The sequence below is a fragment of the Pantoea sp. GbtcB22 genome, from assembly GCF_019091025.1.
In the GTDB taxonomy this organism is placed as follows: domain Bacteria; phylum Pseudomonadota; class Gammaproteobacteria; order Enterobacterales; family Enterobacteriaceae; genus Pantoea; species Pantoea leporis.
In genome coordinates this window covers 578,107-591,970 of record NZ_JAGXKB010000001.1, presented here as the reverse complement: position 1 = coordinate 591,970, position 13,864 = coordinate 578,107, and the positions used below count along the sequence as shown (strand labels likewise).

Below are 13,864 nucleotides of genomic sequence, written 5' to 3'. Positions count from 1 at the left end.
ATAAATTGACCAAAATCCGATCTCATGAAGCCGCTCACACTTTCGCGTGTTGCAGTTGAGAGATGCACAATTATCCGTGTAGTGTTCATATGTTCGCATGACTATACCAATGTACAAGAAGACCCATCGAGGACTCGAACATGTGTCATTTACACCGTACCTCTCAGTACTCCTGCAGCCAGCGCCTGTTTGGCGATTGGTCAACACCACATAAAGAAATGATCACTCACGCACGTCGTGGAGGTGCGTTATGAACCAACCATCAATGACAGCGGTGGAACAATCCACCATCAGAAAAATCTCCTGGCGCTTAGTGCCGTTCGTGGCGCTGATGTTCTTTATCAACTTCCTCGATCGCACAGCGATTTCGTTTGCCGGCCCCAACGGCATGACGCAAGACCTCGGCCTCACCGCGCTGCAGTTTGGCCTGGCGTCGGGCATCTTCTTTATTGGCTACATTCTGCTGGAAGTGCCAAGCAACCTGGCGCTGCATAAGTTCGGCGCGCGTCGCTGGCTGGCGCGCATCATGATCAGCTGGGGCATTGTCTCGCTGCTGTTTACCTGGGTGAGCAGTGTAGAAGGCTTGTATACGCTGCGTCTGCTGCTGGGTATCGCCGAAGCTGGCTTCTTCCCAGGCGCGATTCTCTATCTCAGCATGTGGGTACCGGGACGTCATCGCAGCAAAATTCTGTCGCTGTTCTACCTTGCCCAGCCGCTGACGGTGGTGTTCGGTGCGCCATTAGCCGCATCCCTGATTCAGCAGCACGGCCTGTTTGGCATGGAAGGCTGGCGCGTGATGTTTATGGGCGTATCGATTCCCGCGATTCTGATTGGTATCGTCGCGCTGTTCTGGTTGGTGGATTCGCCGCGTCAGGCCAAGTGGCTGACCGCCGAAGAGAAAACCTGGCTGACCACCGAACTGGAAGCCGAGCACCAACAGAAGCAGGGCCATCAAAAACACAGCCTGCGCTCGGTGATGGGCAACGGCCGCGTCTGGATGTTGTGCCTGATTTACTTCGGCTTTATTTATGGCCTGTATGCGCTGGCGTTCTTCCTGCCAACCATTATCGCGGGCTTCCAGCAGCAGTTCGGTACCACTTTTAACGTGATGCAGAAAGGGCTGATTACCGGCGTGCCGTACCTGATTGCGGCGGTGGTGATGTTCTTCTGGTCAAAAGATGCCACGCGTCGCGGTTGCAAAACCTGGCATATCGCCATTCCAGCGCTGGCAGGCGGCATCAGCGTGCCGCTGGCGCTGTATATGGATTCGCCGTTCACCACCATTATGGTGATTGCGATCACCGCCAGCTCCATCTTCGCTGCACTGCCGAATTTCTGGACCTTACCAACGCAGTTCCTGACCGGCGCGTCTGCCGCCGCAGCCATTGCCTTGATCAATACCTTAGGAAACGTAGCGGGCTTCTCCGCGGGCTACATCACCGGCGCGCTGCATGATGCCACCAACAGCTACGCCTTGCCGATGTTTGTGGTGGGTGGATTCATGCTGCTGTCCGCGTTCCTCATGCTGTTACTTAATCGCCGTCGCTCGCCGTCTCAGCCGACCTCTTTAGCTCAGGAGCATTAATATGACGTACCTGTTTAACCAACCTTCAGCCTTTGCCGCTGAGCTTATCGAAGGCTTTGTCGCCGCCAACGCCGATAAAGTCCGTCAGGTCGCCGGAGGCGTGGTGCGCAGCACCCGCAGCCAGCCGAATACGGTGGCGGTGATTGTGGGCGGTGGGTCCGGTCACTATCCGGCGTTCGCCGGGTTGGTTGGACAAGGTCTGGCACACGGCGCGGCGATGGGTAACTTATTCGCTTCGCCGTCGGCGCAGCAGATCTACAACGTAGCGCGTGCGGCCCATAACGGCGCGGGCGTGTTGCTGATGTTCGGTAACTACGCCGGGGATGTGCTGCACTTCGGCCAGGCGTGCGAGCGTCTGCGGGCGGAAGGCATCGCCTGCGAAGTGCTGGCGGTGACCGACGATATCTCCAGCGCGGGTAAAGATGAGCTGGAGAAGCGTCGCGGTGTGGCTGGCGATCTGTGTGTGTTCAAAGCCGCCTGCGCCGCGGCTGAAGCAGGTCACGATTTATCACAGGTCCTGCAGCTGGCACAGCACGCGAATCAACGCACGCGTACCTTTGGCGTGGCGTTTTCCGGTTGCAGCCTGCCGGGCGCTTCGCATCCGCTGTTCGAAGTGGAAAAAGGGCGCATGGCGCTGGGACTGGGCATTCACGGCGAGCCGGGGATCAAAGAGACCGACATGCCGAGTGCGGATGAGCTGGCCGAGATCTTCGTGGAGCGCTTGCTCAATGAATTGCCAGCCGACATCCCGCAGGCCGAAGGTCAGCGCGTGGCGGTGATCCTCAACGGTCTGGGCTCGGTGAAATATGAAGAGCTGTTTGTTGTCTATCGTCGCGTCGCGCAACTGCTGGAGGCCGCCAACCTGCAGGTGGTTGAGCCGGACGTCGGCGAGTTTGTCACCAGCTTCAATATGGCCGGTGCGTCACTGACGCTGATGTGGCTGGACGATCAGCTGGAAACCTTGTGGCGCGCGCCGACCAATACGCCAGCGTACCGCAAAGGCAGCGTATTGGTGGCCGAACCATTAAGCGCCGCTGAGCGCGTTGAAAGCACGGAAGAAGCCTTGCCAGCAGCCACCGCGGAATCGCAAGAGAGCGCGAAACGCGTACTTCAGTTACTCGAATCCGTGGCGGAAATGTTACAGCGTAACGTTGAACGCCTTGGCGATATCGATGCGGTGGCCGGTGACGGCGATCACGGTATCGGCATGGAGCGCGGCGTGCTGGGCGCGGTTGAGAAAGCGCGTGAAGTCGCTGCGCGCGGTGCCGGGGCGGGCAGCTTGCTGTGCCGCGCGGCAGATGCGTGGGCCGATAAAGCGGGTGGCACCTCCGGCGCGTTGTGGGGCGTGGCGCTCACTGCATTGGGTACCGCGCTTGGCGATCGTCAGACACCAGATGCACAGCGTGTGGCCACCGGCGTGCGTGAAGCAAAAGAAGGCATTATGCACTTTGGTAAAGCGCGCGTTGGCGATAAAACCATGGTGGATGTGCTGGTGCCGTTCAGCAACAGCCTGAATGAGTCGGTTGCTGCCGGTGCGTCGTTAACGGACGCCTGGCTCAAGGCGGCGCAGGTGGCCGATAAAGCTGCGCAGGACACCGCGCAGCTGGTGCCAAAAATGGGGCGTGCGCGTCCGCTGGCAGAAAAAAGCGTTGGCACGCCGGATGCCGGAGCCATTTCGCTGGCATTGATCGTCAGTACCGTCGGCGATCTGCTAAAAGAACACAGTGCCTCTGAACAAGGAGCTTGAAGCATGTCTCAGCCAAAAATCTGGCTCGGCGTCAGTTTAAAAATGTACTTCGGCTATCAGCAAACCTTGCAATGGTGTCGTGATGTAGCGGCATTAGCCGACCATGCTGCGGTGAAAAACGGCGACGTGGGCTTGTTTGTGTTACCGGCTTATCCGGCGATTCCGGCGGTTGCAGCCATCTTCGCTGACACGCCGGTGCGCTTCGGCGCTCAGGATGTTTGCCAGGCTGAGAACGGAGCCTGGACCGGCGAAGTCAGCGCCAGTATGTTGCAGGAGTTAGGCTGCTCGCTGGCCGAAATTGGTCACGCTGAGCGCCGTCGTCATTTCCACGAAGATAAAGTGCAAATTGCCGCGAAAGTGGCGATGTCGCTGCGTCACGGCATCACGCCGGTGCTGTGCATCGGCGAAGAAGTGCAGGCAGAACCGCAGCAGGCAATCGCGCTGTGTCAGCAGCAGCTGGCCGAAGCGCTGGCCGAGTCGGCGCAGCAGGGCTTAAAGGGCGAAGTGTTCTTTGCCTATGAACCGCAGTGGGCAATTGGTGCGCCGCAACCGGCACCGGACAGCTACATCCGCGCCGTGTGCGCCGGATTGCAGCAGCTCGCCACGCCGCCCGGCATCACCCTGAAAATCATTTACGGCGGCAGTGCCGGTCCGGGGCTGATTCAGCGCCTTGGCGCGGACGTAAATGGCCTGTTTCTGGGGCGCTTTGCCCACGATCCCAAAGCGCTGGCAAAAATTATTGATGAAGCCAGTGAGCTGGCTCAGGAGCGCTGTTAATGAGCCGTATCGGACTCAGTACCTACGCCTTTTTCTGGCGCATGTCATCGAAAGTCCCTCATCCGCTGACGCTGGAGCAGATGCTGCAACAGACCGCCGATCTCGATGTGTCGGTGTTTCAAATCTGCGATTACCCGGCGATTGAAAGCTGGACTGACGCACAACTGCTGACGCTGCGTCAGCAGGCTGATGCGCTCGGCATCACGCTGGAACTCGGCACGCGCGGCCTCGGCACTGCGCATCTGCGTCGTTATCTGCACATGGCGGAAATCCTTGATGCGCGCGTCATTCGTTCGATGTTCTACACCGCCGATCACCGTCCCACGCTCGACGAAGCCGCCGAGCTGATTGGCTCGGTGTTGCCGGATTTTGCCCGCCAGCAGGTGCGTCTCTGTCTGGAGACATACGAGCAGGTGAACAGCGGCGCGATGATGTCAGTGATCAACAAGTTCCTGTCGCCTTGGCTCGGCGTGTGTCTCGACCCCGCCAACTGTGTCGCCGGCCTCGAACTGCCAGAGCAGGTGATTGCCAACACCGCCGCGCGCGTCGGCAATCTGCATATCAAAGACTTTGCCTTCACGCGCCGTGATGGCTGGATCGGCTTTACCTTTGCCGGCTGCCCGATGGGCGAAGGCTTGCTGGATTACGACCGGATGATCGCCAGCGTGCGCCCGGCGGATAAAGGCATTAACCAAATCGTCGAACATTGGTTGCCGTGGCAAGACGATGCCGCTGTAACCTGCGAGCGAGAAGCCGAATGGACTCGCCGCACCGTTGAATTCTTACGTAGTAAACAAGATCAGGAGTAACAACATGAGCGTGCAACTGAAAACCATCACCGTGATTGGCGCGGGCGGCAAAATGGGTATGCGTATTTCTGCCAACTTCCAGAAAAGCGATTACCAGGTGTTTTACTGTGAGAACTCCCCCAAGGCGCAAGAGCAGGTGAGCGCGCAGGGGCGCGAACTTTCTGATGCCGCCTCCGTGGTGCCATTGAGCGACGTGGTGATTCTGGCGGTGCCGGATATCGTGCTGGGCAAAGTGTCTGAAGGCGTGGTGCCACAGATGAAACCGGGCGCGATTCTGCTGACGCTGGACCCTGCGGCGGCCTACGCCAATCTCATCGCCCATCGTGATGGCATTGAATACGCGGTGGCGCATCCTTGCCATCCGTCGGTATTCCTTGAGCGTTACACCAAAGAAGAACATGCCGATGCCTTTGGCGGTATCGCGGCGATTCAGCACGTGGCGGCTTCCTATGAAACCGGTTCTGATGAGCAGAAAGCCGAGCTGAGCAAGGTGATCAGCGTGATGTACGGCCCGGTGGAGCAGGTGCATTGGGTCACCGTGACGCAGCTGGCGTATCTGGAACCGACGCTGGTGGAAACCGTAGCCTGCATGGTGGGTGCGTTTATGAAAGAGGCGCTGGATGAAACCGTTAAGCACAGCGGCGTGCCGGAAGAAGCGGCTAAAGCGATGTTGTACGGCCATATTCAGATCGCGCTCGCCGTGGCGTTCCGCGCGACCAACCCGTTCTCGGATGCCTGCATGATCGCCATGGAGTACGGTCGTGAGAAGATTGTGAAACCTGACTGGAAACAGATCTTCGATCAGAAAGAGCTGGATATCGTGATTGCCCGTATGTTGAAAATCGACGCCATCAAGCGCTAAGCGTGACGCTCGATCGACTCGCGGCGCTGTGGTCTGGCGAAGCGAGTCGTATCAATGATATAACTCCTTCCTTTGGTGTAATCATGTCAGTTAAGACCAAACAGCACGCACCTACTGTAGCGGCGCAATTTGTTGCGCGATGAATCGCGCCGCTACAGTAGGTGCGGTTATTGCAATCAGTACTTAACCGATTGGCATTGATACACGATCTCAAATAAGACAGGTTACGGATGGAAAAAAACACGCTTTCTCAGGACTCCGAGCTGCTGACGGAAATAGCTGTCGCCTATTATCAGGACGAAATCACCCAGGAGGAGATCGCGCGTAAGTTTGGTATTTCCCGCATTAAAGTCGGCCGGCTGCTCAAACGCGCACGCGAAGAGGGCATCGTCGAAATCAACGTGCGCTACCATCCCGTCTTCAGCACCCGCCTCGAACAACAGCTGCAAAATCGCTTCCCACAACTGCAACGTGCGCTGATAGCGCTCGATCAGCCCGATCAGGAAGAGCAGCGACGTCAGGTCGCCGCGCTGGTGTCGTCACATTTAGCGCAGTCGCTGAAAGACGACGCCATTGTTGCCGTTGGGCAAGGACGCAACGTGGCCGCTGTCGCCGATTATCCCGGCCAGGTGCCGACGCGTAATTGTCTGTTTATCAGCGGTATTGGCGGCACGCATCGTCCCGGTGATGCCATTAACGCCGACCATATCAGCCGTCGTCTGGCGAAGAAGTTCGGCGGCATCAGCGAAACGCTTTACGCGCCCGCTTATGTTGAGAACCGCGCGTTGCGCGATGCGTTTATGCAAAACGGCACCATCAAAGAGACGCTGGACCGCGCGCGTAAAGCCGACGTGGCGCTGGTGGGCATCGGCGACATGAACGAAAACAGCTATATGGTGAAACTCGGCTGGTTCACACCGCACGAAATCATCGACGCCAGCGTTAATCAGGGCGTGACGGGGGATGTCGCCGGCTACGACTTCTTTAATTCGCAGGGCCAGCACGTGGATACCGTGATGAACGATCGCGTCATTGGGCTGAGCATTGATGAACTACGCAAGATTCCCTGCGTGATTGCCATTGCCGCGGAAAATACCAAAGCGATGGCGATCCTCGGCGCACTGCGCACTGGCGCGATCGATATTATCGCCACCACCGCACAGAACATTCGCACCATTCTGAGTTTGTCGCAGGAGAAGATTTAGTTAAACGCTTCACTGGGTTTATTCATTAGGACATCACCGGCGATCATCGCCGTTAATACGGCGTATTTTAAACCTGGCGTACAGCCTTATGCCGCCACGCGCAGTGCCATAACGTAACGGTCTTGTTCGTGCTATGTTCAGGATATATCCTGTATTTTTCCTTGTTGAGAATCCCTGCCTGATGACTAACGCGCGCTTGCTCTCGGTTGAAAATCTCTCGCTGCACACTCACGATCAGCGCTTGCTGGTGGATAACATCTCTTTTCATCTCGATCGCAAGGAAATCCTGGCGTTAGTTGGCGAATCGGGATCTGGCAAAACCTTGACCTCGCTGGCGCTGATGAGTTTGTTGCCGGCGGGCGTGCAGCACAGTGGCGGCCGCGTGGTGTTCAATGGCGAGCCGCTGGATGCGCGCACAACCCAGCAATTGCGTGGTTGCCGCATCGCCACGGTGTTTCAGGAGCCGATGACCAGCATGAATCCCACGCTGCGTATTGGTGAACAGATTGCCGAAGTGCTGGTGCGGCATCGTCAGTTTGGCTGGAAACAGGCGCAGCAGGAAGCGATAGCGCTGCTGGATCGCGTCGGCATCGTCAATCCAGCGCAGCGCGCGCGGCAGTATATTCATCAGCTGTCGGGTGGCATGCGGCAACGGGTGATGATCGCCAGCGCCATCAGCGGTCAACCGGAGTTATTGATTGCCGATGAGCCGACCACCGCGCTGGACGTGACTATTCAGGCGCAGATTCTGGCACTGTTGCAGGAGTTGCAGCAGGAGATGGGCATGGGGATCTTGTTGATCACCCACGATCTCTCGGTGGTAGCGCGCTACGCCGACCGCGTCTGCGTGATGCAGCAAGGGCAACTGGTTGAACAGGGTGCGGTGCTGAGTACGCTCGGCACGCCAACGCATCCTTACACGCGCAAATTGATTGCTGCTTCGGCAGCGCAAATCCCCGAGGCGACTGCGCCGGTTGCCCAGCCGCCGCTGCTGGTGCTGCGCGACATCAGTAAAAGCTATCCGCTGCCGCGCCGCATGCCGCTGTGGCCGGCCAAACGGCAAACCGTGTTGCATCCGGCGAATCTGTCGATTGCGCAGGGCGAAATTGTCGGACTGATTGGCGAATCCGGCTCCGGTAAAACCACATTGGGCAGTGCTGCGATTGGCCTGATTACGGCGGATGGCGGCGAAGTGCATTTTCAGGGGCAGCATTTGCAAGGACGTCAGCTGCATAGCTTACGTCGCCACACGCAGATTATTTTCCAGGATCCTTATGCCAGCCTGAATCCGAAAATCCCGGTTGGTGAGCAGATCGCCGAACCGCTGCGCGTCTGGCAACTGCGCAAAGGCGCGGCGGTGGATGCGCGAGTCAAAGAGCTGCTGGCGTTGGTGGGATTGAAAGCCGAACATGCCACCCGTCTCCCGGGCGCGTTCTCGGGCGGCCAGCGTCAGCGTATTGCCATTGCGCGCGCGCTGGCGATGGAGCCGAAGCTGCTGGTGGCGGATGAAGCGGTAGCGGCGCTGGATTTATCGGTGCGCGGGCAGATTCTGGCGCTGTTTAATACGCTGCGCCACAAGCTGGGATTATCGGTGCTGTTTATCAGCCACGATCTCGGCGCGGTGCGTCAGTTGTGCGATCGCGTGGTGGTGATGTATCACGGCAGGATTGTGGAGTCCGGCGCGACCGCCAGCGTGATTAACCATCCACAGGACAATTACACCCGCCAGTTGCTCGCCGCTGCGCCCGACGTGCAGCAGGCGCTGGCGCTGCGATCAGCTGCCGTGTAACAGCGGTAGTTCGTGATGTTCAGCCCATTCGTGCCAGGAACCGACATACACCGAAACATAGGGATAGCCCGCCAGTTTTAACGCCGCCAACACCGTGGCGGCGCGGGCACCACGATGGCAATAAACCTGCAACTTCGCGTTTTTACTCAGTCCTGCCGCCTCGGCGCGTGCGGCAATCTGCGGCGCTGATAAGAAATGGCCGCTGGCGATGACATCTTCCCAGAACAGTAGCTGAGAACGTGGAATCCGTCCCGCGCGCTGACAGCAGGCATGCGCAAAGCTGCCGTCAAACTCGCTGGGGCGACGGGCATCCACGTTGATCACCGCCACGCCATCCGCTGCTAGTACCTGTTCACGGCTGCACACCAGCTCGCGATTCCACGCGGGTGCGTTGGCTGCCGGTGGATGCGCCACGGTGCGGCTTAATCCCAATCCCGGCGCGAGTTCATAGCCTGCCGCAATCCAGGCATCGACGCCGCCATCCAGAATCAGCGCATCATCACGCTTGAGCAGCCAGGCGAACCAGGCGCCGCGCGGTGAACGCATGCCAACCTGCTGCTCGAAAAACACCGGCGTGGCGTTGGGATACGCGGTAAACATCGGCTGCAGCGCGGTGGCGGCTTCGGCTGCCATCACCGCTAAACCTGTCTCGCTGCAATCCTCAATAAAATAGTCGTAGACGTTACAGTGCTGCGCGCCAGGCAAGGTGGCGCGTTGCCAGTCGGCAAATTCGCGGACATCGATCAGCAGAAACGCTTCGCCGCGCGCCTGGCGCTGATGCAGTGAAAGCACATCAATGATCATGCAGAACTCCTGAAAACAGCGACTGCAACGAACCGAGCTCGTCGTGCTCAGCGGCCTGTAACACGCGGGCGGCGAGGGCGATATCAAACACGTTGAGGCCAAACGAGGAGAAATAGACGCTGTCATCGGGCTGTGGACGCCAGTGATCCAGCAGCAGCGCGGCGAGATCGGCCGCCACATCCTGTTCAGCAAACTCCCCGGCGCGGAACATCTGGAACAGGCTTTTGGCGCTGCGCTGGGCAAAATCGCCCCACGCATCCACCACCACCTTGCTGCTGGCTTTGATGGCGGCAAAACTCACTTCGTGATAACCGACCTGCACAATGATCCTACCGGGACGTACCGCTGCGGCGTCGACAATCGGCTGGTCGGCGCTGGTACAGGTCAGCACGGCGTCATAAGGCTGCGCCAGAGCGAGTGGCAGATCGGTTTCGATTTGCACTTCGCGCAACGCACTGAGTTTAAAAGGGGAGCGATTCCACACGCCAATCTGTTCGAGCTGCGGAAACAGCTGCTGCAGCATGCGCAGATGCGCCTGAGCATGTAAACCGGCGCCGAGCAGCAGCACGCGTTTTACCGGACGCGGTGCGGCCAGCTGTAACGCCAGTGCGCTCACCGCCGCAGTGCGCGCCGCGGTGAGTGCCCCGCTGGCCAGCAAGCCGCGTGGAATGCCGCTCTGCGCATCGTTAATCAGGGTCAAGGCTAGGGCGGCGGGCAACGCATCCGGTCGCTGTGGACGATGTGCCGTCCACTTCACGCCTGCGGCATTGTAGCTGCCGCCAACGCGCGCCGGTAAGGCATACGCTTTACCGAGCGGCGTACCGAGATCGATGTGATTTTCGGCGGGCATCTGCGCCTCGCCGAGACGCATCAGCTGAATCACCGCTTTGACGTCTTCCAGCGCCAAAGCGACATCCCCGCCGCCTAATTGCGCGACGGTGGCTTCATCCAGTACACGCAATAAGGCTTCCATTACGCCTCCAGCAGGCGATCGGCGAAGGGATAAAGCGCCGGAGAACCGCCACAATGTACGAAGGTCACGCGCGATCCCTGCGGAATGCGCCCCTGTTCGACCAGCGAGAACAGGCCGTGCATCGCTTTACCGGTGTAGACCGGATCCAGCAGCACGCCTTCCAGTTGGGCGAGTTGATAGATGGCAGCGATGCCGCCGTCCGATGGCACGCCGTACGCCTGACCGACATAACCATCCTCAATCCAGATATCCTCCGGCTGCCACTGCTGCGGCCATTGCAGCAGATCGGCACAATCCTGCGCCATGCCGGCAATGCGTGGCTGGAACCAGTCGGCTTTGGCGCTGACGCTCACGCCAATCACCTTAGTATTGGGCCAATAGCGACGCGTGCCCACATGCAATCCCGCCAGCGTGCCGCCGGAACCGGTGGGCGCGACGATGAAATCGGGTGCGGGCATCTGGCTGGGTGCCAGCTGCGCCGCTAACTCTTCCACTGCGCGTACATAACCCAATGCGCCGAGTGGCGTTGCGCCACCCAGCGGAATAATCATGGGGGTTTCACCTTGCGCGAGAGCCGCATCCGCGTGCGCCTGCATCGCACCTTCAATCTGGCTGAAATAGCCGTCGGGATCGAGGAACTGCACCTCGGCCCCGAACAGCTTATCCAGCAGCAGATTCCCCTGCCAGCTTGCGGGCGGATTGCCCCGCAGCACCAGCACCGGACGCATACCAAACTTGCGTGCGGCGGCAGCCACCATGCGGGCGTGGTTCGACTGATGCCCGCCGGTGGTGATCACCACATTCACGCCTGTTTTGCAGGCCTCCGCCATCAGATACTCCAGCTTGCGGACTTTGTTGCCGCCGCCGCCGAAGCCACTGTAGTCATCACGTTTGATCGTCAGCGTAATCCCAAGTGCCTCACTGAGCCGCGGCAGCGGCTCGTGAGGAGTGGGGAAGAAGCCGAGCGGAACGCGTTCAAACTCTTCTACTGATTTCATTATTTACTACCTTTATTTTTGTGTACTGCGGTGTTTCCCTGGTGTGGCGCGACCCGGCCAATGGCCGAATCATTGAATGCGTTGAGCCATAAGCTCATGGATTGCTGGAAGCGTTCGAGTCCCGCCAGCGTGACAAACTCATTAACGGCGTGCGCGTTGCCGCCGTGGCCTAATCCGCCAATCAGAAAAGCGGGCGCGACGGCCGCGAAAGCGTAGGCGGGCGCACAGCCCGGCGCCCACGGCCAGATTTGCGGTGCCGCGCCCAGCGTTTGATAGCTGGCGATTAGGGCATCGACGCCGCTGGCGCTGCGACTAAAGCGCACGCCGGGATAGCGATCAAACAGGTGCAGCTCGCTGCCGGCTAAATCGGGTTGCGCCAGCCGCTGCTGCACGTCGGCAATCATCGCGTCCTGATCGAAACCCGGCGGGATGCGAAACGCCAGCTCCGCGCTGGCACGGAACGGGATGACGCCGCGTCCGCCTGGCGGATCGCTGTGCAGTTCTGCCAGCGTTAACACCGCGCTGCCAAGCAGCGTTTGCAGGCAGCTCAGCGTGTCGCCGGCGATCATCAGGCGCTGACTGCGACGGAACTGCAGTTCGTCATCGATGCTGAATTCGGCGGCTAAGGTCGCCAATAATTGATTCGCCTCATCGTCCGTGGCGTGACACGCCAATACGCCGCTGTGTTCTGCTGGCGCGATGGCATCTAATGCCTGTACTAAACGCCACGCCGGATTGGCGATCCAACCGGCATTGCTGGCATGAATCGCGGAGGACGGTCCGCCCCATGCGCCGCCGGTGACGCTGAGGCGTCCGCTGGCCAGTCCGGTAAAGCCGAGATAGACGCGCGGTGCGCCGCCACCGTATTCGCACAGTGACGGAAACAGCACGGCTTCAGCGGGAGCAATCGGGCAAGGCTGTTGTGCCAGATATCGCCGCAGCGCGCCGCTGCCCACTTCCTCTTCGCCTTCGAGCAGGATTTCAATATTAAAATCGAGCTGCTGGCTCTGCTGCAGTTCGCGCAGCAGGATCAGCAGGGCGGCGACTGGGCCTTTGTTGTTCTCTGCACCGCGTCCGACAAATACCGCGCCAACATCGTCCCAGTAACACACGCCACCGACAAACGGCGGCACATCCCAGCCGGCATCATCCGCAGGCATTACGTCATACATGTTGTACAGCACCACGGTTTTGCTGCTGCCGTTATCAATGCGTACATGGACCAGCGGCGGAGAATTGTCGGTTTGCGCCGCCACCGGATAAATCACGCTGGCGTCGAGTTGCTCTACCATCCACTGTTCCAGCCAGGCGGCCAACCCGCGCTGCGAGGTTAACTGACCGGCCACGCTTGGCCAGCGCGTCAGTTCACTCAGCAGTTCAAGCGTGGCGTCAAGGCGACTCATAAACGAATCCTCGGGTTCAGCACCAGATAGAGCAGGTCGATCAGCAAATTGATCGCCACAAACACCACGGCGGCGAGCAACACAATCGCCTGCACCAGCGGGAAATCGCGGTTTTGAATCGCCTGAATCGCCAGACGACCAATGCCGGGCCAGGCAAAAATAATCTCGGTCACCAGTGCGCCGCCGAGCAGCGAGGCGAAATACATGCCTTGCACGGTGATCACCGGAATCAGTGCGTTACGCAAACCGTGGCGTACCACGATGCGCCAGGCGCTGAGCCCTTTGGCGCGCGCGGTGCGGATATAATCCTGTTGCAGCACATCCAGCAGGCTGGCGCGCGTCAGGCGGGCCACGGCGCTCATGTAAAACGCACCCAGACTGAGCGCCGGCATCACCAGCGCGGCGAAAGTGCCGTAACCGCTGGAGGGCAGCCACTGTAACTTCAGGCTGAACAGCAGAATCAGCAGCAGCCCGAGCCAGAACACCGGAATCGCCTGGCCGGAGAAGGCCAGCAGGCGACATAACAAATCCCACAGGCTGTGCGGCCGCAGGGCGCTGATAATGCCGAGCAGCAGACCGAGCAGCGAACTCCATGCCAGCGCACTCACCGCCAGCAGCGCCATCGCCGGCAGACGTTCGGCAATCAACGCCAATACCGGCTGGCTGTAGCGCAGCGATTCACCAAAATCCCCGTGCAGCACGCCGCCAAGATAGTGGCTGTATTGCCACAGCAGCGGACGATCAAAGCCCATGCTATGACGAAAAGTAGCGATCTCCTGCTGGCTGGAGCCGGGCGGCATCATCAGCGCCGCCGGATCGCCCGTCATGTGCAGGCTAAAGAAAATCAGCAGCGACACGCCGAGCAGCACTAATACCGATTGGCCAAGGCGATTGAGCAGAATGTTCAGCATC

At 59.4% G+C, this 13,864-nt stretch carries 12 protein-coding genes; 7 read left to right on the top strand and 5 right to left on the bottom strand.

Annotation, left to right across the window (positions count from 1 at the left end; translation table 11 throughout):
- Positions 1-250: 250 nt before the first annotated feature.
- The 7 genes from KVT28_RS02755 to KVT28_RS02725 all read left to right on the top strand — a co-directional run bounded on the left by KVT28_RS02755 (position 251) and on the right by KVT28_RS02725 (position 8,774).
- Positions 251-1,585 carry an MFS transporter gene (locus tag KVT28_RS02755; protein WP_101764431.1) on the top strand — a complete coding sequence of 445 codons (1,335 nt, stop codon included), beginning with the start codon at positions 251-253 and terminating at the stop codon, positions 1,583-1,585.
- A gap of 1 nt (position 1,586) precedes the next feature.
- Positions 1,587-3,332 (top strand): dihydroxyacetone kinase family protein, encoded by a 1,746-nt coding sequence (locus KVT28_RS02750; RefSeq protein ID WP_217546662.1) that lies wholly within the window; start codon positions 1,587-1,589, stop codon positions 3,330-3,332.
- A 3-nt stretch (positions 3,333-3,335) separates the two neighbouring features.
- Positions 3,336-4,109, top strand: a complete 774-nt coding sequence (locus KVT28_RS02745) for a triose-phosphate isomerase family protein (protein WP_137385770.1) — start codon at positions 3,336-3,338, stop codon at positions 4,107-4,109.
- On the top strand, positions 4,109-4,918 hold the full coding sequence (locus tag KVT28_RS02740; protein ID WP_217546660.1) for a sugar phosphate isomerase/epimerase: 810 nt from the start codon (positions 4,109-4,111) through the stop codon (positions 4,916-4,918). Before KVT28_RS02745 ends, KVT28_RS02740 begins: the two co-directional genes overlap by 1 nt.
- A 4-nt stretch (positions 4,919-4,922) precedes the next feature.
- On the top strand, positions 4,923-5,780 hold the full coding sequence (locus KVT28_RS02735; RefSeq protein ID WP_101764427.1) for a phosphogluconate dehydrogenase C-terminal domain-containing protein: 858 nt from the start codon (positions 4,923-4,925) through the stop codon (positions 5,778-5,780).
- Between the two features lie 230 nt (positions 5,781-6,010).
- On the top strand, positions 6,011-6,985 hold the full coding sequence (locus KVT28_RS02730) for a sugar-binding transcriptional regulator (RefSeq protein WP_110866128.1): 975 nt from the start codon (positions 6,011-6,013) through the stop codon (positions 6,983-6,985).
- 181 nt (positions 6,986-7,166) lie between these two features.
- Complete coding sequence (locus tag KVT28_RS02725) at positions 7,167-8,774, top strand: ABC transporter ATP-binding protein (RefSeq protein WP_217546657.1); 1,608 nt, start codon at positions 7,167-7,169, stop codon at positions 8,772-8,774.
- On the opposite strand, the gene KVT28_RS02720 is transcribed toward KVT28_RS02725, so the two are convergent.
- Genes KVT28_RS02720 through KVT28_RS02700 form a run of 5 tightly spaced genes read right to left on the bottom strand, consistent with a single transcriptional unit; the run spans position 8,760 to position 13,863 of the window.
- Positions 8,760-9,578, bottom strand: coding sequence for a sulfurtransferase (locus tag KVT28_RS02720; RefSeq protein ID WP_217546655.1), 819 nt, complete (start codon positions 9,576-9,578; stop codon positions 8,760-8,762). The two genes, KVT28_RS02725 and KVT28_RS02720, sit on opposite strands and share 15 nt — an antisense overlap.
- A complete protein-coding gene (locus KVT28_RS02715) occupies positions 9,568-10,551 on the bottom strand; it encodes an ornithine cyclodeaminase (RefSeq protein ID WP_217546653.1) in 984 nt (327 codons plus the stop codon). Before KVT28_RS02715 ends, KVT28_RS02720 begins: the two co-directional genes overlap by 11 nt.
- Complete coding sequence (locus tag KVT28_RS02710) at positions 10,551-11,549, bottom strand: 1-aminocyclopropane-1-carboxylate deaminase/D-cysteine desulfhydrase (RefSeq protein WP_192411853.1); 999 nt, start codon at positions 11,547-11,549, stop codon at positions 10,551-10,553. The genes KVT28_RS02715 and KVT28_RS02710 overlap by 1 nt, the downstream gene beginning before the upstream one ends.
- Positions 11,549-12,952, bottom strand: coding sequence for a M20 family metallopeptidase (locus tag KVT28_RS02705; RefSeq protein WP_217546650.1), 1,404 nt, complete (start codon positions 12,950-12,952; stop codon positions 11,549-11,551). The genes KVT28_RS02710 and KVT28_RS02705 overlap by 1 nt, the downstream gene beginning before the upstream one ends.
- Positions 12,949-13,863 carry an ABC transporter permease gene (locus KVT28_RS02700; RefSeq protein ID WP_217546647.1) on the bottom strand — a complete coding sequence of 305 codons (915 nt, stop codon included), beginning with the start codon at positions 13,861-13,863 and terminating at the stop codon, positions 12,949-12,951. The genes KVT28_RS02705 and KVT28_RS02700 overlap by 4 nt, the downstream gene beginning before the upstream one ends.
- Between the last annotated feature and the right edge of the window lies 1 nt (position 13,864).